We start from the raw sequence: 19,110 nt of genomic DNA, 5'->3' as shown, positions 1-19,110 counted from the left end.
CGAAAAAGAGGTCACCGGTTTTTCGAACAAAGCGATGCGCAAACAAGAAGTCACAGCGGTGCGCTCGATCTCTTTTTCACGCGCACCGCTGAAGGCGCCGGATCAGATCACGAAAAAATCGTCGGCCAGCAGCGTCGGCCTGTTCGTCAGCGTCGCGAGCTGTGTCACGCCGCCTGCGACGTTTCCGTTGGAATCGTAAAACAACGCACCTGTAACGTTGTCATAGACGATGTGGTCGTCGGCGTCATGCGCGCTAGTCCCAGCGAAGAAGTACCTTGGCTCGAGGGCTCCGGTGGCTCCAAGCCCCTGCATTACCGAATTCTGAAGCATGAATGTATCGGCCGTATGGTTGAAATCCGTGATGATGTCGCGGTTGGCCACTGAGAGCGGCGCGCTGAAAACGAAGGAATCGTTGCCGGCGCCACCAGTAAGCTGGTCAATGCCCAGGCCGCCCTTTAGTGTATCGTTGCCACCCCACCCAAACACGGAATCACTGCCTCGGCCGCCGTCTAGTTTGTTGTCGCTGTCGTTGCCGTCGAGCACGTTGTCGAGGGAATTTCCCGTGGCTCCGACGTTGGCGTTTCCGGTCAGACGCAGATTTTCTACCAGCCTGCGATCGGCCGCCAGTGAGTACGTGACCAAGCTGAAAATCTGGTCGAGGCCCGCTTCGTCGATGACGTTGTCCAGTACAGTGTCCACATAATAGGTATCGTTGCCGGCACCGCCATTCATCAGGTCGGCCCCGGTCCCGCCATCGAGAAGGTCGGTGCCATCATAGCCCGCTAACCGGTCGCTACCCGCCCCGCCCCTTATGGTGTCGTTGCCGGCAAGGCCGTCCAGCGTGTTGTTCCCATTGTTCCCGGTCAGCTCATTGTCGGAAGAATTGCCGCGACCATTGATAGCGCCAAGGCCGATGAGAGTCAGATTTTCGACATAGGGTGGCAGTGAATAGGTGCTCGAGCTGAACACCCAATCGTTGCCCGCCGCATCGCCCTCGACCACGCGGTCGAGCGCATTGTCGACATAGTAGGTATCGTTGCCTGCGCCGCCCTCCATCTTGTCGATTCCGACCCCGCCGTCGAGCAGGTTGCTGCCAGCGTTGCCGACCAGCGTGTTGTCGAGTTCGTTACCCATCGCGTCGATGTCGGCAACGCCGGTGAGTGTGAGCTGCTCTATTTGCTGGCCGGACAGCGAATACGTCATCGAGGTGATGACCACATCGATGCCGGCGCCGTCAGCCTCGATGACTACGTCGAATGCGTTGTCGACGCGGTAGGTATCGTTGCCCAAACCGCCGGACATTTTGTCAGCACCAGCTCCGCCGTCCAGAACGTCATCAAAGCTGCCGCCGTTCAGGATATCCGCCGCATCCGTCCCGATCAGGTGCTGCTCCATCACGTCCGACGCAGCATAGGCGCGCACGTAGTCGACGACCATGTCGTACGTGCCGGAAGCCTGCTCGGAGGAATACATGCTTAGCGTGACCAGCATATAGAGCGGCGTGCGGAAAAAGTCGCTCATTGGAAAGCGGCTCAGCTCTTTGCCGTCATAATATATGGTGATCCAGTCGGTCGTTATCCTCGCGCCGTACGTGTGAAACGCCCCGTCGAACAGCGAACCGGCGAGGCCCGTATAGTTGCTTTCCCAAGCGTGGCTTTCCTTATTGCTCAAGTGCACCGCCTGGTGATGACCATCGGGATCGCCGCCATACGCTTCAACGATGTCGACCTCGACGCGTGGCACAGTCTGATCGGGCGAAAGCATCCAGAAGGCCGGCCAGGCTCCCGCCCCGCCGTGAAAGGCGGCGCGCATCTCGAAGTACCCGTACTCTTGCGCGAAACCCTCGCCGGCGCTGTTAACCGTTTGCATCGTTCCCGACTGCCAGGCGCCGTCCACCTGCTTCATGGTTATCGTCAGAAGCCCGTCAGAGACGGAGAACGGGTTGGTTTCTCCGACCGGCGGCATGTACTTTGCGGCCCCAGCGGGGGCGTGAACAGGCGCGAACCACTTGCCGGTGCCGTTGTTCGGCACCACATCAAGCGTATTGAACTCGTCGGAAAAGGAGAGCTTGAAACCGGAGAGGTTCAGCTCCGATCCCTTGTACTGTCCGGTCCAATCGCCAGGAAGGGCAATCGCAGCCATTGATGGGCTCCTCGTTCTCGCAACATTTTCGCGGTGACCCCCACCAAGATCTAATCGTCCATTTGTTAATGGAACGGTAATGGACACCGATTCCGCCGCAAATGGAGTCAGTGCGGTTATCCCCAACGCTTCACGAGAAATTTGGGAGAAGTCGCAAATCGGTTGACGTAGCCGGCACACGATACTGCGCGCGTCGTGTTAAGACAGGAGAAAGAATATGAAACGAATCCTTTTGGCCTCGGCCGTGTAGGCGCTTTCCGCCGGGCTTTCCTTTGCCCAGACGACGAGCGGAACTTCGGGCGGAACCTCCACGACCACAACCACGACCACGCCTAGGACCGATCAGGGGACTGACACCACCACCACCAGCGGCACGAACCCGAACTCGGCCAAGGATTGCGCGCCTGGCCAGCAGGCCGGCAGCGCGCAGGAGGCCGCCCCTGGTCAGCAGGACACGGACGCCAAGACCGCCGCCCCCGGGCAAATGAAGAAGACCACCGAAGATTGCTGATTGGCAACGCCATACAAGGGGAAGGCCGGCGCCGCTTGGGGGGCGTTGGGGTAGAATGCCTGTAGGGCGCCGGCCTGGCGGATTGGGGTCCGCCGTTGGATAGTACCAAACTTGGCGATTCGAGTAATTCCGTGATCGCGGAATGTGAGGAGGCGGTCGACGACGCCCAGTCCTTTGCATCGTCACCGTCTTGCACAGAGCCATCGTTTTTATCTGCCGGGCTTTCTAACCCGGCCAGTTGCCGGTCGGCCATTTCTTTAGCGAGGCCCACCAGGGCATCGACCTCTTGCATCTGGTCCACGTGACGGCCATTGGCGACGCGCTTCCGGATCGTCTTATCGCAATGCCCCTTGGGCGGCTAATAGCCTGTACTTTTCGAAGATCGCCAGCTTCTGCGGATAGGTGATCCGTACGTTGGCGTTGCACCCGTCGCATCTGAAGTGCGCGATCGTTCTTAGCGCAGAGCCCTTCCTTACCGCCGGATGCGAGCAATCCGGACATTCGAATGTGAGCGCAACATCAGACAAGTCTTCGGCTAAGCCCATTTCCGTCCCCTTCGCAAGCGCTGTGGCTACACTCTGGCGGGACTCAATGGGGCAATGCAGATGCCAATCCGGCTGTGCCAACGCGGGACTAGAACAATTCGCCTCGGAACGGCGCCAAGCTAGTGCGCCTTCTCTGCGCCCTTTGAAAGACGAAGAGACCTAACTTCATCCAGCAGTTCGCGCTCCTTGGTAGTAATGTTTCGGAAGATTGCGACAATCGCCACCGCTAAGGCCTCGGCATCCCGGCTTGAAGAGTCAATGTGTTCATCTGCGCAAACCTGATCGAACACGCGTTCGCAAATAGCCAGATCATGAGGGCTGAGGCAGGTGCGATTGAAACGCCGACGCAGCATCTGTGCGAACCTTTCAGGGCCCGTTGCCCGTGTTTGCGGCGGGCCTTTTTTTGCCGATGAACCGCTGAGGCGTGTATTGGAATAAGTTTACTCGCTGACTGATAATTGGTCTTTCAATAGTCCCAAAATCAGCGCGCATTCGCGAGCTCTATACTGTCCAGCAATCATAAGTTGTCGGTAATCTCGCAGTTTTTGTTCTGGGACATGAAATCCTCGCCGAAATTCCGCCGCCTCTTTCGGAGTTCGAGTGCAACCGAGTTTACTAGCAGTGACTTTCAAACTCGCCAGTGAGCATCCGACCTTGGCTGCTATATCTTTCAAAGGTTCGTTATTAAAATATCCATCAAGAATTATCTTGCGACGAGCTTCTGCTTTGAGCTTTGCGTTCATTTCGTTGTCTCCTCAACTACGCTTTCACCGTGCAAGACTCTATACGCGCCAGGTTGAAGAGTGTCGTTATCGTCGCATCCAGAAACTTATCTCGGAATGCATTTCTTGCTGTAACCCAGCGTGATGGCACTCCTGTGGACTCGCGTTCCGCTAGTCTTGCCAGATGCCTGTGATACACCACATGATTGAGGTGGAGATGGGCATACCGGAATCGGATACGGCACTACGCGATGGACGCTAAGAGGCAGGACAAGGCGCTTGCGAGGCAGGCGCTTGAGCGCGATCGACGTCGTTGGCCGCGCGAAGCTCAACCTTACAATGAGGCTGCCCCGTCACTTGCGCCGGCGCTCGAACCTTTGCCCTTTTCGACGCTCGAACTGGCGCCAGAGGATCAATTTGTCGCCTGGCAGGCGCATATGGCTCCGCTTGTCGAGATCAAGTTGCCGGATGACAAATCGCTCGACGATGGCTTTCCCGCCGACCACACGGCTTGGAACCTCGGCGGCATGCTGATCGTTCAACAGCGCGCACCGGCACATAGCTATATGCGTTCTGCTGCGAAGCTTCGGTCCAGCTCGATCGATCACTGGTATATCGCTTTGCCGCATACTGGCCGGTCGTGGACGGAGGTCGATCGCCGCGTAGCGGAAAACCAGCCGGGCAAATTGGAGATTAGATCGCTTGGCTACCCGTTTCGCGGGAGGGCAACGGAATCCCAAAGTCTCTTTCTCTATTTGCCGCGTGATTTGTTCGCCGATGCGGCGGCAACCCTGGACGGAAAGAATAATTCAATTCTGTCCGGCAACTTTGCCAACCTTTTGCTCGACTACCTCAACAGCATTGAAGCAAGACTGCGCAGTCTCACGGCTGACGATCTGCCCCGCATCGTGCACGCAACACGCAGCATGATCATTGCCTGCCTCTCGCCACCGGCAGAACATGCCGCGGCCACCGAACAATTGGTGAGTGTCGCGCTGATGGAGCGAGCCCGTCGATACGTCCACAACAATCTGGATGCGGCTCATCTGACGCCGGATTCAATGTGCCGGGCGCTCGGCGTCTCGCGCTCTCGTCTTTATCAGTTGTTCGAACCGAGCGGTGGTGTTCTCCACTACATACAAAGTCGCCGACTTCTGGCAGCCCATGTTGCGCTTAGCGATCCGGCGGACAGCCGGCGCATTGTTAATATTGCCGAAGCCGTCGGGTTTAGTTCAGCGGCGAATTTCAGCCGAGCATTTAGCAAGGAATTCGGTTACAGCCCCCGCGAAGTCCGAAGTTCCGTGGTGTTGCCGCGCCCCGCCCACTCTGTTTCGCATGCCGGACACGAGGAGGCCTCTTCCTTTGAACATTGGCTCAAAGCGCTCGGAAGCTGAGTACAGGATCGGGGATGGTTGAAGTGGGGCAGGCTTAAAACAGGGCGGGGAAGATCAGCCGCCTCATGGACCAGAATATTTCGTGTCGCGTCCACCGCGCCATCAATTATAGCCAATTCCCGATTTATCAACCAACTGTTCATCGATGTCGCTGCCAATCACAGCGGAGCATACATTGCAACTACGCAGCATGAGACACTTGTTGAGACTGCGAGTTGTATGTTTGCCAAGCTAGACAGTTATGCTATTTCTGGGCTGGGGGACGTGGATTCTCACTGCCCATGGAGGTGGCTATTGCACCCGGAGGCATCAGGGGTCGGCACGGAGAGCGAGGGGCCTGCCTCAAGCGATGCACCACGTCCCGGCGAAGCGCTGCTCGCTGACCTTTTGGCGTACACGACCGAATTTTTGTCGTTCTATGATCGCGATTTCTGTCTGACGCACTACGCAGCCAAACTCAAAGGCGTGTACGGAGGCGCGGTGGTGCCGGGTGCCGCCGTTTGGGAGATCTACCCGAGCTTCCTCGATGCGAGGTATCGTGACGAATTTCTTCGTGTGTTCCACGGCGGCTCACCGGCAAGCATTGATTTGCCGCGATCACCGGGTGAAGCGCCACGGTCCGCTTTCGTTTTCGCCACTGCGAATGGTGTGGGAATCATCGAATCAAGGGGGCGCGATGGGCGAAGCGTCGTGGAGGAGCAAGAGCATGTAATTCTGCTCCATCAGGCGACGCACGACGTGCTGACCGGACTGCAGAATCGGCGGCGATTCGGCGAGCGGCTGCAGCAGGCAATGGCCGCCCTCGGCGGATCAAAGCCGAAAGCAGCCCTTCTGCAAATCGACCTTGACGATTTCAAAGCGGTCAACGACACGCTCGGCCATGGAGCAGGCGACACTCTTCTTCAACTCGCGGCGGGCCGTATCCGCGACGCGCTGCAGGACGGCGAATCCGCATACCGGTATGCCGGCGATGAGTTCGCTGTCATCCAATTGGGAAAGGAGCAGCCAGCAGAGGCTGAGCGCCTCGCCGGATCGCTGGTCGACGCGTTCAAGAACCCGTTCGTCATCAACGGCATTCCCGTCTTCGTAGGCTCGAGCATCGGAATTGCTTTCGGGCCGGAGCACGGGACCGATGGCGAACAGTTGATGAAAGCCGCTGATATTGCCCTTTACGCGGCCAAGACAGATGGACGCGGTTGCGCTCGAACATTCAACCGTTCGATGCTGCTCTTGCTCGAGCAACGCGAGAATCTGAGACGCAGCCTTCGAACCGCGCTGGAGCGCGGCGAACTTTATCTGGAATATCAGCCGCTCATTCGGCCTCCCGCGTCGGTGATCGGTTTCGAAGCGCTGCTGCGGTGGCGGCACCCCGAGGTCGGAACCATTCCACCCAACGTGTTCATACCGATCGCCGAAGCCGACGGTCTGATGGAAGAGATTGGACGATGGGTACTCGAGGAAGCCTGTCGCCAGGCATTGACGTGGCCCTCCTCGCTGACAGTCGCAGTAAACCTGTCACCAGCTCAGTTCCTTAGCGGTTCGCTGACGGACACCGTCGCTCAGATCATCGATGCAGTTGGAATCGAAGCCGACAGACTTGAACTTGAGATAACCGAGACGGTCCTGCTTGAAAAGACGATCGACAATATCGACACGTTGAACACTCTGAACGTCTTGGGAATACGAATTTCTCTTGACGATTTTGGAACATACTACTCGTCGTTGAGCTACCTTAAGAACTTTCCCTTCGATACTTTGAAGATCGATCAGTACTTTATTGCGGACCTGGAGACCGATCTCAAAAGCCAAACGATCGTGCGATCGATCATGAACCTGGCACACGGCCTGGGAATAAATGTCACTGCCGAGGGGGTCGAGACGTCGGCACAGGCACGGTGGCTGATCAAGGAAAACTGCGATTGCCTGCAAGGCAATTTCCTGGGGCGGCCGCTTGGAGTCGAGGCGATCGGCGATTTCATAAGGCGGTCCCCGCTGAGGGTGGTACGAGCGATGGAGGAATCAAATCGGGCGCTCTAGCACCGTGCACCCTTTGTTAACCGTGAAGTGGAGATTTGTAGAACGATCAAGGCAGATACCGCGCAATTTTTCGAGTCGGTGCGAGACTGACCCATCAGGACGCGGTGACATTTTTTGTCGAGGTCATCACCCCGCGAGGGCTCAATACGATGGAAAAGTGAGGATGCCGATGGGAACTGTTCATCATCACCTGGCTGGCGAGCCGACTTTTGAACCGATGATCCAGATCGACATGGAAATCAAAGCTTTCGTCTCCGCCTGGAAACATTGCGACTATGTCTCGACATACATGGCCCGGATGATCAGCCGAAACAGGTCAGACTCGGTTCGGCATTCAAATCTCTTTTCTTCCGCCTTTAACGAATTGCTGGAAGTCGCCTTTCGTACGCGCCATGCCGACGGCGAATTGGCATGCAGCGTGTCTCGCCATGGCGCGACGGACAGGATCGAGTTGACATTCCCTTGCGTGCCAGAGGAGCGTCAATTCTACGAACAAGCCGTGTCGCTGGTCGCAGGATCCGAGGTCCGGGAGCGATATCTCAATTCGGTATCCGGGGATCTCGCCCCGAGCCGGGAGGTGGTTCTTTTGGAACTGGCCATCGACTACAACGCGACACTCAGGGTCGAGGAAGCCGACGGTGATGCGATCAAGCTTGTCGTGGATCTCCCGCTCGAGGGCCTGCAAAATTGAACCCTTACGACCTTCTCCCGCGTTTCAAGGCGCAATACGACGCCAACAATCAGGAGTTCTCCATATCGGGGGTGGTCCGGCCTCAGGCAATCGATGAACTTGGACCCAGCATAGCATTGCTTCGCGATGCGATCGGCCGTGTGCGCGGCGTTCTCTACGTCAATGTCAGACGTCTGACTCAGATGAACAACGCTGCGTTTCACGCCTTTTCGAGGATCATTCTCGACGCTTGTCGGGCTCGACCCGATCTCAAATTCATCGTCATCACGTCAAGCGTCGTCGGATGGACGTCACGAAAGTTCGGTCGCTTGAGCGGAATCGAACCGAACATCACGGTCGAGGAGTATGACAGCGAATTCTATCCGGGGCAGGGCTTCCTTGAGGAAGGCGGGTTCGTGCCGATCCTGCGCACACAAACAAAGATGACCTGGCGCCACGAGCGCGCAATCTTGCCCCGACACGGCATGAGGCCCGGGATCGTGATGGCCGACATCTGTTGCGGCATAGGTGATTTCGCCGTGCTCGTGCAGAAGGAGTTCCAGCCATCGCGGATCATCGCCCTCGACCACTCCAGGTCGAGCCTCGCCTATGCGCGAAACGTGGCTGCGGAGTTCGATATCAAGGGCATCGAGTACACTTATGGCGATGCATCAGAAATGCTGCTCGAGGAAAATCAGTTCGACCTCGTCACGTGCCGCCATTCGCTGCAGGTGTTCAACAAGCCCGAACTGATCCTCAGGGAACTGTTTCGCATCTGCAAGCCGGGCGGACGTGTCTACATCACCAATGAAAAAAATTCGCACTGCCTGGGCGAACCACGCGCCGACAGCATCCAGTGGACCTATAACGAGGTCGCCAAGCTGTGGGCGCACTTCCAGATGGATATTGAGCTCGGCCCGAAGAGCAAACGCTACCTGACCGAAGCGGGGCTCGAAGACATTCGGGTCGAGTCCTTCATGGTCACCAACCACGACGGCGATCCACAGGACTTCGCGGACGTCATAGCGGCATGGGAGAATGTTTATGCAGGCGAGATGGCTACCAAGCGAGGTGACACACCGGCGTTTATCAGGCGGTTCCGACAGGGCTTCCAGGACCACATCTTCGCTGCGCTCCACTCCAAGGGCTATGCCGGCTGGCCGATCTGGGTTGCATCGGGACGCAAGCCGCTATGACCGATTTGGATGCAACACCGCCCAGACCCTGGCCTGTCCTCCGGCTTAACAGCTTCCGCGCTAAATTCTTGATCGTTGTGGGTGGGGCGGTGCTGTTCGACCTCCTCGTCGGCGGCGGCGTCGCGCTGTGGAATGTGAACCGGCTTTCCCGGGACGCGACGCACCAGATCGAGAGCGGCCTCACCAAGGCAAGCCAGGAATACCTCCAGAACTATATCGAGACGACGGCGCTGCGCGCCGATCTCCTGTTCGGCCGCATGCACTCCGAGGTGACCGCACTTGCAGCCTCCATGCAGAGATTAATAGATTATCCGGAAGCAAAAGATGCGATCGGCAAGGCGTTGGCGAAGAACCCCTATTTTAATGCGCCGCTTGCATATGACGCCACGGGAAACTGGGTACAGACCCGGCAAGGGTCACCTTCGGTCATGAGTGTCTGGGGATATCTCCTCTCCGCTGATCACCAACCGAAGCCCGAAATTCTCCGCGACATTCAGGAGAGTGCGATCTTCGATATTTTTGGCACAAGCCAGATGTCAACTGGCGCCAAGAAGCTGCAGGTCTACTACGTAGGGCCGAAGGCAGGGCCGATCATGCGCACGATTCCTTATTCCGATCAGGCGCAGACCTTCGACAAGCTTTATCCAGGCCACGACAAAGCGAATTTCTGGGATTTCTTCTTTCCTGGCGTCTATGAAGGCTGGGAAGGCTGGATCAGGGAGCCCGATTCGCGCCCCGTAAAGGGCGATGACATCACTGCGACTGCTCCTTATATCGACGCGATTACCGGCAAGCTCATAGTGAGCTTCTTCCACCCACTCTGGACGAAAGACCGCAGTAATGTCGCCGGCATGGTCGCTGCCGACGTTACGCTCGATCAACTCGCTGACATCGTCGAAAGCGTGAAGGTCGCCGATACGGGCTTCGGTTTTCTCACCATGTCGAACGGCAATGTGCTCGCGATCAAGCCTGAAGGCGAGAAAATGCTCGGGCTCAAGATCGCAAGTGGTGCGGCAGGTCAAGGCGTTACCGGCCTCGATCGCTCGCTCAAAAAGAGCACGCACGCGACCGTCGCAGCGCTCGAACTTCCCGCCGACGACAAGACAGTCATTAAGCATATTTCGATTGAGGAAAACGGTAAAGCCCAACCGTACATCGTCGCACTTCGCCGACTAAACCCAGTCAATCTCTGGAATAGTACTGGGTCCATCACGGCCGAAACCCTGATGCTTGGCTTCGTCGTCCCCGAACAGGAAATTTATGCTTCCCTCCTTGCAGCGCAGCAGAGCATTTCCAGCGCAACCAACCGGATCCTGATAACCCAGGTCATCGCAGTTATCGTTTCGCTCCTGATCGTCTTTGCGGCTGTCTTCGGAATTTCAAAGCGGATCACTGCAGGCCTCAGTGCGCTTGCCGGGGCCGCCAAGCGGTTGCAGGCGAAAGACTATTCAGTCCGGGTAAGCATTCCGACGCGCGACGAGGTTGGAGCGGTGGGGGTCGCTTTCAACCGGATGGCTGAGCAGATCAGCTTTCACACGGAAAACCTCGAGCAGCTCGTCGACGAACGAACCAGGGAGCTCGGGGACGCCAACCAGGAGATTTCGGCACTCAACGAAAAGCTGCGAGACGAGAACGTCCGCCTCGGTGCCGAGCTCGCGGTTGCCAGGCAGATCCAGATGATGGTCCTGCCGAAACAATTCGAACTCGAAGCGATTCCTGGGCTGGAGATCGCAGCCTACATGCGTCCGGCTGACGAGGTTGGCGGCGACTACTATGACGTCCTGCAGAACGGATCACGGGTCAAGATCGGCATCGGCGACGTGACCGGTCATGGTCTTGAGAGCGGCGTGCTGATGCTGATGGTCCAATCCGTTGCACGCGCGCTGCAGGAGACCGACGAAGCGAATCCGCACCAGTTTCTTGATCGGCTGAACAGAGCGATCTACAAGAACATCGAGCGGACGAACGCCGACAAGCATCTCTCGCTGGCCTTTCTTGACTTCGAAGATGAGCGGGTAACGCTATCCGGCCAGCATGAGGACGTTCTTGTCGTGCGTGCGGATGGGGAAGTCGAACGTATCGATACGATTGATCTGGGCCTGCCGGTTGGCCTGGAGAATGACATCTCGAAGTTCATTGCCACGCGTGACATCCTGTTCGGAAGCGGCGACGTGATCGTGCTGCACACCGACGGTGTGACCGAGGCGGAAAACCACGAAAGAAAGTTGTTCGGGTTCGAGCGCCTCAGCCAGAGCGTACAAAGACGTCACGGCAGCAGCGCCGAGGACATCAAGACTGGGATCATCGACGATCTGATGGCCCATATCGGGATCCAGAAGATCCACGATGACATCACCCTCGTGATCATAAGGCACACATAGCAATGACAACGCTGTTCGGTACCCCTGATATTGCGATCGGGATGAAGGAGAGCGTCAGTCGCGTGCGGCTGTTCGACGGACCTCTCGACTTGAGTTGGCGTCATTGTGCCACCACCTCGGACTTCATCGCCGATCTTTTCGCGTTGCGCTTCCGGTCGTCCCGCAATGACTACATGGAAGTGCGGCACAGCATCGGATATCTGGTCAACGAACTCATCGAAAATGCCGTCAAGTTTCGCGCACCGGGTGAGATCGTGATCGAGGCGTCGATGGATTCGGAGTGCTTCAAGCTCAAAGTGTCGAATGAAGTCGATGGTGAAGATGCGTCTGAGTTCCAAAGTCTCCTGGCGGACATCACGGTTGGCGACCCCATGGACCTGCTGATACAGCGAATTGAAGCCAATGCCGCCAACGCCGGCGTAGGAGGCTCCGGACTTGGATTGCTGACGTTGATGAGCGACTACGGCGCACGCCTGGCTTGGATATTCAGCGCCGCAGACGAAAGCGATCGGATTTGCGTGGAGACATATGCCTCCATTCCGATCTCGCAAATTCACAACTAGATAAAACGAAGCCAGGCTATGGAAATCAAGACAGACGATTACCGCGTGTGGACTGAAGGAAGCGAAATTTTCTTCGACGGTGCAATGCGGCTTGCCAGTTCCGACGACGGTGCGCCTATCACGGCGTTGGCGACCCGTGTTCTTGCCTCGAATCCCGCTTCCATTACGCTCAATCTGAAGGACCTTCACTTTCTCAACTCTTCCGGCATCAACCTGCTGGCGAAATTTACCATTGAGGTGCGCAAGCATCCCGATGTTCGACTCGTCGTGCGTGGAACGCCCGACATACCCTGGCAGTCGAAATCATTGCCGAATCTGAAGAAGCTGCATCCCGCTGTGGTGCTTTTGATGGACTGACCAAGGTAGTCCGCAATCGGAGCAATTCCAGGAAAAAGTGCGAACGGTTTTCCGTCCGGAATTGCAGTCAAAAAATAAAGAGATAGAGCGGTTCTGCGGTTCCGTGAAATGACGAACCGCTCTAGCCAAGGGCTGCGTAGGCTGGCGGCAATCCCGGACAGCAATAAGCCGGTCGGGAACGGTGCAAGAGCGCCGCGCCGAGCAAGATATGTACGCCAGGATAAGTATTAGGATGCAAAGCTAACGACAGATCGGCCTCGTGCGTAGATGCTTGCAATGGCTTGGCGGGGGCTCGGCACAGGTGGCAGGCATCCTGTTGGGGTGATGTCGTGCTGCCTGTGCCGTTTAGCCGCCGCTGCGCGGTCAAAGGTGGCGTCATTGAGTAAGCGTGCCAAGGTCAATGGCGGCCGGCTGGAGTTTCTTCCGCCGCAGATCCCGACTCGGGTCGAGCGGCCGCCTGAAGATGAGGGCTGGGTCCACGAGGCCAATCTCGACGGCTATCGAACCCAGATCATCATCGATAATGGCGGCGTGCGTCTTTACAGCAAAAACGGCCGTGACTGGACCACGAAATACTGGCCCATCGCACTAGCCGTCGATCTGCGATGCCAGACTGCCATTCTCGACGGCGAGGTCATTGTTCCCGGCGAGCAGGGCGCTTCCGATTGCCCTGCGCTGGAAGCCGCGATCTGGAACGAGCCGAGCCGGCTGGTGTTCGTCACTTTCGATATCCTCCATCTCGACGGCCGCGATCTAGGCTCCTTGCCGCTGCTGCAGCGCAAGCAGGCGCTATGGCAACTGGTTGAGCCTGGCCTCGGCAAGATCCAATACAGTGAGCACTTCGAGGGCAGTGCGCTGGCGCTCTTCCGCACCGTCGAGAAGATCGGGCTCAATGGAATTATCTCGAAGCGCGCCGACAGCCGCTACAGGAGCGGACTATCGAACACATGGCTGAAGGCCAAATAATTCGAAGAAGCCGCCTCCCGAGTTGAGCCAGGTACGGCTCCAATGGCCCTGATCGCTGCTCAAGGGGCGTCCTCACCGATTTGAGGATCGTGCAAGATTACAACCATAGGTATCCACGCTATGAAATAGCCAAGAAGAGATTCGCTCCGCTTGCGCGTAACCGGCCTGGGGGGCGGACGCGACACAATCTGGCGGAACAAATCATGATTCATTCTCATTATGGCGATCATCAAGGGAGATTGATCATGGGCGACCGGCACAACCCAAAAATCGAGGCACCGGCAAATGTCAAAAAGGACCCGGAAGATTGGATCAGCGGAGATGACCCCATGACCCCCGCACAAGCCTCCTATTTGAAAACTTTGGCCGAACAGGCCGACGACCCTGACGCCTATGCTGACGGCCTCAGCAAGGCGGAAGCCTCTAAACGCATTGATGCACTCCGGGAGAAGTTGGGCCTGTAGTGCCCGCTCGTGGCTCTTGGTCTCCAGCGACGGGGGGCCGTTCCATCGAGCCAGGCAGCGGCTCTGTCCAGTTTGTTACCGTGGTGTGGACGCTTGCGGTGCTCTGTATTACGAATTGGGTAACTGCGGCGGCAAGCGTGGCGACGCCGAGGGAGATCAGCCCCAAGAGCGGTCGCGGCAGCCGCCGTGACGGCATTCTAATGGCGGCGCGCCTTCGCCACCGGTTAGCCTGATCGGCTCCCTGATATCGGTGGCCTTTGCCCACGCCCCTTCTCCCGAAATAGAGAATGCTACCATTGCGGGCCAGAGTGCAGCTTGCTCGGGCTTTACCGCGGGCCTTACGCGATCCGATTTCTGTTCGACTGAACTCGCGCCTGGCATCGCTATCAACCGCACAGCGGCGAATACGGCCAAAACTTAGTCAAGAGGTGCTAGTATGCGAGACAGCGCTCTTCGCTCTGGGTCTGTTGAGTATCAACGCCGGGAATGAGCTGCATTGCGTTCTGCAACCGCTCGCTGGATAGTCCTGGCGATGTTGCAGACCTTTATGACTCATTGGCCCCAGATCCTCGCGATCATTCCCGTGGTGATGGCGGCCATCGGCATCGTCCACGCCATAATGACGAAGGAAGACGTCCGCGCCGCCACAGGTTGGGTCGGCGTGATGTTCCTGTCGCCATTCCTTGGCGCGATCATCTACGCCGTTGCCGGCATCAACCGCATCCGGCGTGCAACGATCAGCGCCATGCGGCCCCTTTCCAGCGAGGCAGCTTCCGCAAAACATGAGCGCAACATTGCCGCCGAGGAATTGATTGCCGAGCGGTACGGCCAACGCTTCACCGGCCTGAAGACATTGGGCGACAGGGTGGCCCGGCGTGCCCTGACCTCGGGAAACGCGATTGCGATATTGGAGACAGGTGACGGGGCCTATGCCGCAATGTGCCGAGCGATTGATGGCGCTCAACGCACTATCCTTCTCGAGACCTACATCTTCGACAATGACGATGTCGGGCGGCTTTTCGTGGAATCTCTCTCCAGAGCCGTCCAGCGGGGTGTCAGCGTTCGCGTGCTGATCGATGCCGTCGGGGCGCGTTACTCCGTCCCCAGCATTCTTGGGCGTCTGCGAGAGGCAGGAATCACAGCAGACCTCTTCAACGGCAACATTGTCATGGGCCTGCGTCTTCCCTACGCCAACCTCAGAACGCACCGGAAGATCCTGGTCGTCGATGGCACGATTGCGTTCACCGGAGGGATGAACATCCGAAAGGGATTCTCAGCCGAGTTCGCCGGCTCCTCCAGCGCGAGGGACACGCATTTTCAGGTCACCGGGCCGGTCGTAGCCGACCTTCTTTCGGTTGCCGCCGAAGATTGGCGCTTCGTGAGCGGCGAGCTCCTGAAAGGCGACACCTGGCAAGTGGCCACGCTTCCCGCGGCTCCCGGTCAACCGATGCTGGCGCGTGCGGTTGCATCCGGGCCGGATGCCAGCATCGAAACGAACCACAACTTGCTGATCGGGGCATTTTCCGTCGCCCGCAAATCGATCCGCATCATGTCGCCCTATTTCCTGCCGGATCGGGAACTGATCAGCGCGCTGACGACCGCGGCCAGGCGAGGCGTCGAGATCGATATCGTGGTACCGGCGGTGAACAATCTCTTCCTTGTCGACCGGGCGATGACGGCGCAATTCGATCAGGTCCTGAAGCACTATTGCCGCGTATGGCGCACGGAGGGCTCGTTCGATCATTCGAAGCTGCTGTCGGTCGATGGAGTTTGGGCTTATATAGGATCCTCCAATCTTGATGCCCGGTCTCTGCGGCTGAATTTTGAGATTGATATAGAGGTTCTTGATGCAGGCTTTGCCGCGGAGATTGAAGCGCGGATCGGATCGGCAATCGCCTCCGCCGCGTCTGTAACGATCGAAACCTTGAGAGCCCGGCCATTTATCGTCCGCCTGTTCGACCGAGTGTTGTGGCTGGGATCGCCCTACCTTTAGAGGCTTTCTCGTTCTGCCGGGGGGAATTCGGGTGACGCAGCCATCACTCCTTTTAGGAGCCGCATCTCGTCAGGGCAGGGAAGCAGCGATTGCAGATCCTATATGAGTGAGACAAAGCTAAGTCTTGAAGGTAGTGAGGACGAGCAGCAGACTCATGCAAAGAACTGGACATAGCTTTCCTGCAAGTGTGCTCAAATCCATTCGCGACAGAAAAAAGCAGAAGGCGATGGCTGCGCCGTCCGAAGGGACACGCCCCGCGGGGACTCTGGTCGCATCTTACAACGTTCACAAATGCGTGGGCGTCGACAGAAAGTTCGATCCCGAACGAATCGGTCGCGTCATCCGGGAAATCGCCCCGGATGTCATTGCGTTGCAGGAAGCGGACAATCGCTTTGGAGATCGTGCCGGCCTTCTGGATCTGCTGCGTCTCGAATTGGAAACGGGCCTGGTGCCGGTGCCGGTGTCCGGAAACGGCAAAGGGCACGGCTGGCACGGCAACGTTCTGCTTTTCAAACGGGGCATCGTTCGCAATGTCCATCAGATAAAGCTCCCGGGGCTGGAGCCGCGCGGAGCCCTGGTTGCCGAAATCGATCTGGACGAGAAACGAACTCTGCGCATTATCGCAGCCCATCTCGGCTTGCTGCGCCGATCGCGTTCCGAACAGGCCCGTGTCGTGCTCGAAATCATGAACAGACCGGACGAAAAACCAACACTGCTGCTCGGCGATTTGAACGAATGGCGACTCGGAAACCGTTCCGCGCTGAACACGCTGCACACGACTTTCGGTCCCGCGCCGCCGGCGGTCCCCACCTTTCCGTCGAGTCTGCCGCTGCTGTCGCTTGACCGGATCATGGCAAATCGACACGGAATGATCTCAACCGTCGAAGCCCATGACACGCCGCTTTCGCGGGTCGCCTCCGATCATCTACCGCTTATAGGATTCGTTCGCCTATGATGTAGCTGCCCAGCCCCATGGATGGAGATCGGTTCAAAGGGAACCTCTAGTCTAGACTAGCGGAGCGGGGGCGGCCCAGCGGCTTTGGTTGCGGGGGGAGGCCGCTGGGCCTGACCAGCGAGCCTTCGGGGGGCGTGCTCACGTGGCTGGTGAATACGTGAGTTAAAGCTAATGCAATCGAAACATGCGAACGAAGTACGTGTCGGTAATTCCGCTGCGCAGAAGCCATAAGGTGCCCCGCAATGGGTCAATAAGTCTGGCACGGCAGTTGCTTGGTCAGGTATGGGGGAAATGGGGCGGAGGCCCGTCGCTTCGCAAATGTAGCGGCGGGTCTTCTGCATAGAGGTCGCGTCCCAGCCTACGCGCTGCCGTCTCGCTTTCCTCATCGATCGTTCGGACTGGCAGATAGGCGTTGGTTTCCAGCCACTCGCGCGGCATGATCTGAATGAGGTCCGACCGGCCAATTTTCATTTCAGCCGCGATGGAGTTTAGAGCGCCTCCGTCGCGGGCTCCAGCGGCACGCCGGCAACGTTTCTGAGCATCAATGCGGCACGGCGCAGAATGATCTGCAGATCCGCCCGCGACATAGCTGCGTTGCGGTCGGCGGCGCTTTCAAGCTCTCCCGCAAAAGACAGGCGGGTCATTCAGAGGGCCGAATGATCAGTGGCGGTGCAGCGCAAATTGCGACAATGCGGACCATCAAAGGCCAAGCACGGTGTTGATTTGGGCCTTCATCGTTTGTGGACGTCAGGAACGGAGTTAGGAACTAGCCTTGATAAAAATGGAAAAGGTAACTTAAATCAGACACATAGCTTAATATCTGGCGGAGGGAGTGGGATTCGAACCCACGGTGGGCTTGCACCCACGCCGGTTTTCAAGATAGGGAACCGGCCTTTCGTCGTTTCGCCTTTCGTTGCGTTTCTTGGCGTAACGCTTTGATATTTATCAGCAAGTTTCCGCGTTTGTCGACGTGATGTTTCGTCGTTCTGCGGCGCTTTGTGCCATTTTCAAACGGGCCGGGCGCAAAATTGGCGCAAAGATTACGCCTTTTCGGCGTTGCTCTTCCGCGCTGAAAATCGCGCGCCAAGCGCATCCGCAGCGGCCTTGTCACGGCCATCAACGGCGTGGACGTACGTGGCCAATGTGAATGCCGTTGTCGCGTGCCCGAGCCTTTCGCTAACGGTCTTGATATCGATGCCATTGGCGATCATTTCGGACGCCATGCCATGCCTAAATCCGTGCGTCGGCGCGACGCCTTGGACGCCTGCCTGCCTGTGCAATTGTCTCAACCGGGTCGTCAGAACGCCCGGCGGCAATGGCGCGCCGCCGAACGTCGGAAAGAGCAGCAGCGGCTCGCGCTGATAGCCCTTGCCCCATGCAAGGATCATTTCGTTGATTACGGTGCGATGCTTTCGGATCAGAGACAGGAACTCGGGCGGGATGTTGATCGTCCTGATCGAGGTTTCCGACTTTGCCCGCTCATCGCGCAGGATCGGCTCGCCTTTTTCGCCCGCAACCACGGTGCGGAAAATGCTGATCGTCCCCGCGTCGAGGTCGATGGCGTCGAAGGCAAGGCCGACGATTTCCGAGCGGCGCATGCCGCAGACCATCAGCAATGCAACCAGCAGCGCCATGCCGGGATGCTTGCCGCTATCGTCGGCGCGCACCGCTGCCTGATAGACGCGAACGGCTTGCGCCTCGCTCATGATCTTGATTCTCGACTTGCCGGGCGAGGGCGCCTTCACGTCCTTGAACGGATTGGCCGCGACCAGCTTCCAGCGCCGCGCCTGCTCCATAGCCGTCGAGCCTATCCGATAAAGGTGCAAAAGCGTCCGGTCGGCGAGCGGCCTCGTCCCTCGCGGCTGACCTTCTTTCGCCGGCTTTCGGGCCGCGCCGCCGTTCGCCTTGAGCGCGGCGAGCGCTTCATCGAGATGCAAAGGCGAAAGCTTGCCAAGCTGGATGTGGCCGATCTCGCGCGATAGCAGGCCGAGGTTGCGTCTATAACCGATCAGGCTGGTTTCGGCCAATTCGCCGCGCGTTTGCCAGTGGGCGAGGAGCCGTTCTGTGAATGCGGCGAAGGTCTGCTTTTCGGCATCGCCGATCCCGCGCTTTTCGCATTCGGCCTCCATTCTCGCCGCATGGGCTTTTAGCGTCGCTTTGCCGATCAAATGATTTGGTCTGCCGTCGGCGCTCGCCACTCTTGTCGTAGAGACT

Annotated in this window: 14 protein-coding genes and 1 pseudogene; 11 read left to right on the top strand and 4 right to left on the bottom strand. The window is 57.9% G+C overall.

Annotated elements, in window-relative coordinates; all coding sequences use genetic code 11:
- Nucleotides 1-102: 102 nt before the first annotated feature.
- On the bottom strand, nt 103-2,142 hold the full coding sequence (locus AC0L3N_RS22125; protein WP_473549520.1) for a family 16 glycosylhydrolase: 2,040 nt from the start codon (nt 2,140-2,142) through the stop codon (nt 103-105).
- 1,496 nt (nt 2,143-3,638) lie between these two features.
- A complete protein-coding gene (locus AC0L3N_RS22120) occupies nt 3,639-3,941 on the bottom strand; it encodes a hypothetical protein (RefSeq protein ID WP_258117201.1) in 303 nt (100 codons plus the stop codon).
- A gap of 230 nt (nt 3,942-4,171) precedes the next feature.
- On the opposite strand from AC0L3N_RS22120, the gene AC0L3N_RS22115 reads away from it, so the two are divergent.
- From AC0L3N_RS22115 to AC0L3N_RS22065, 11 genes are all read left to right on the top strand, one after another.
- Entirely contained in the window at nt 4,172-5,314 is a 1,143-nt protein-coding gene (locus AC0L3N_RS22115; protein ID WP_473549518.1) for a helix-turn-helix domain-containing protein, read from the top strand.
- A 294-nt stretch (nt 5,315-5,608) separates the two neighbouring features.
- Nucleotides 5,609-7,351: a putative bifunctional diguanylate cyclase/phosphodiesterase gene (locus tag AC0L3N_RS22110; protein ID WP_473549517.1), complete on the top strand. Its 1,743-nt coding sequence runs from the start codon at nt 5,609-5,611 to the stop codon at nt 7,349-7,351.
- Nucleotides 7,352-7,520: 169 nt separating this feature from the next.
- Complete coding sequence (locus AC0L3N_RS22105) at nt 7,521-8,042, top strand: ubiquinone biosynthesis methyltransferase UbiE (protein WP_473549592.1); 522 nt, start codon at nt 7,521-7,523, stop codon at nt 8,040-8,042.
- Nucleotides 8,039-9,217 carry a methyltransferase domain-containing protein gene (locus AC0L3N_RS22100; protein WP_473549516.1) on the top strand — a complete coding sequence of 393 codons (1,179 nt, stop codon included), beginning with the start codon at nt 8,039-8,041 and terminating at the stop codon, nt 9,215-9,217. Before AC0L3N_RS22105 ends, AC0L3N_RS22100 begins: the two co-directional genes overlap by 4 nt.
- On the top strand, nt 9,214-11,598 hold the full coding sequence (locus AC0L3N_RS22095; RefSeq protein ID WP_473549515.1) for a SpoIIE family protein phosphatase: 2,385 nt from the start codon (nt 9,214-9,216) through the stop codon (nt 11,596-11,598). Before AC0L3N_RS22100 ends, AC0L3N_RS22095 begins: the two co-directional genes overlap by 4 nt.
- 2 nt (nt 11,599-11,600) lie before the next feature.
- The gene (locus AC0L3N_RS22090; protein ID WP_473487321.1) at nt 11,601-12,161 is read left to right on the top strand and encodes a slr1658 superfamily regulator; all 561 of its coding nucleotides are present in this window, start codon (nt 11,601-11,603) and stop codon (nt 12,159-12,161) included.
- A gap of 18 nt (nt 12,162-12,179) precedes the next feature.
- The gene (locus tag AC0L3N_RS22085; RefSeq protein WP_473487320.1) at nt 12,180-12,518 is read left to right on the top strand and encodes a slr1659 superfamily regulator; all 339 of its coding nucleotides are present in this window, start codon (nt 12,180-12,182) and stop codon (nt 12,516-12,518) included.
- A gap of 369 nt (nt 12,519-12,887) precedes the next feature.
- Nucleotides 12,888-13,484, top strand: a complete 597-nt coding sequence (locus AC0L3N_RS22080; protein WP_473549514.1) for an ATP-dependent DNA ligase — start codon at nt 12,888-12,890, stop codon at nt 13,482-13,484.
- A gap of 203 nt (nt 13,485-13,687) precedes the next feature.
- Entirely contained in the window at nt 13,688-13,948 is a 261-nt protein-coding gene (locus tag AC0L3N_RS22075) for a DUF3072 domain-containing protein (protein WP_473549513.1), read from the top strand.
- 532 nt (nt 13,949-14,480) lie between these two features.
- Nucleotides 14,481-15,941, top strand: coding sequence for a phospholipase D-like domain-containing protein (locus AC0L3N_RS22070; protein WP_473549512.1), 1,461 nt, complete (start codon nt 14,481-14,483; stop codon nt 15,939-15,941).
- A gap of 154 nt (nt 15,942-16,095) precedes the next feature.
- Nucleotides 16,096-16,896, top strand: a complete 801-nt coding sequence (locus AC0L3N_RS22065) for an endonuclease/exonuclease/phosphatase family protein (RefSeq protein WP_123151436.1) — start codon at nt 16,096-16,098, stop codon at nt 16,894-16,896.
- 372 nt (nt 16,897-17,268) lie between these two features.
- Here AC0L3N_RS22065 and AC0L3N_RS22060 read toward each other — a convergent pair.
- Both AC0L3N_RS22060 and AC0L3N_RS22055 read right to left on the bottom strand, forming a co-directional pair.
- Nucleotides 17,269-17,540, bottom strand: a pseudogene (locus AC0L3N_RS22060) (hypothetical protein); the annotation flags it as partial.
- Between the two features lie 396 nt (nt 17,541-17,936).
- Nucleotides 17,937-19,064 (bottom strand): tyrosine-type recombinase/integrase, encoded by a 1,128-nt coding sequence (locus AC0L3N_RS22055; RefSeq protein WP_473549511.1) that lies wholly within the window; start codon nt 19,062-19,064, stop codon nt 17,937-17,939.
- Between the last annotated feature and the right edge of the window lie 46 nt (nt 19,065-19,110).

The sequence above is a fragment of the Mesorhizobium sp. WSM4807 genome (genome assembly GCF_055811615.1).
Note: the sequence above shows the minus strand (reverse complement) of the source record. Positions and strands in the feature narration are given on the sequence as shown.

Bases quoted from the DNA above. Each gene is read 5' to 3' on its own strand.
- AC0L3N_RS22070 (WP_473549512.1), top strand. From the start codon at position 14,481: ATGTTGCAGACCTTTATGACTCATTGGCCCCAGATCCTCGCGATCATT.
- AC0L3N_RS22090 (WP_473487321.1), top strand. From the start codon at position 11,601: ATGACAACGCTGTTCGGTACCCCTGATATTGCGATCGGGATGAAGGAG.
- AC0L3N_RS22085 (WP_473487320.1), top strand. From the start codon at position 12,180: ATGGAAATCAAGACAGACGATTACCGCGTGTGGACTGAAGGAAGCGAA.
- AC0L3N_RS22120 (WP_258117201.1), bottom strand. From the start codon at position 3,941: ATGAACGCAAAGCTCAAAGCAGAAGCTCGTCGCAAGATAATTCTTGAT.
- AC0L3N_RS22125 (WP_473549520.1), bottom strand. From the start codon at position 2,142: ATGGCTGCGATTGCCCTTCCTGGCGATTGGACCGGACAGTACAAGGGA.
- AC0L3N_RS22065 (WP_123151436.1), top strand. From the start codon at position 16,096: ATGCAAAGAACTGGACATAGCTTTCCTGCAAGTGTGCTCAAATCCATT.
- AC0L3N_RS22075 (WP_473549513.1), top strand. From the start codon at position 13,688: ATGATTCATTCTCATTATGGCGATCATCAAGGGAGATTGATCATGGGC.
- AC0L3N_RS22115 (WP_473549518.1), top strand. From the start codon at position 4,172: ATGGACGCTAAGAGGCAGGACAAGGCGCTTGCGAGGCAGGCGCTTGAG.
- AC0L3N_RS22095 (WP_473549515.1), top strand. From the start codon at position 9,214: ATGACCGATTTGGATGCAACACCGCCCAGACCCTGGCCTGTCCTCCGG.
- AC0L3N_RS22105 (WP_473549592.1), top strand. From the start codon at position 7,521: ATGGGAACTGTTCATCATCACCTGGCTGGCGAGCCGACTTTTGAACCG.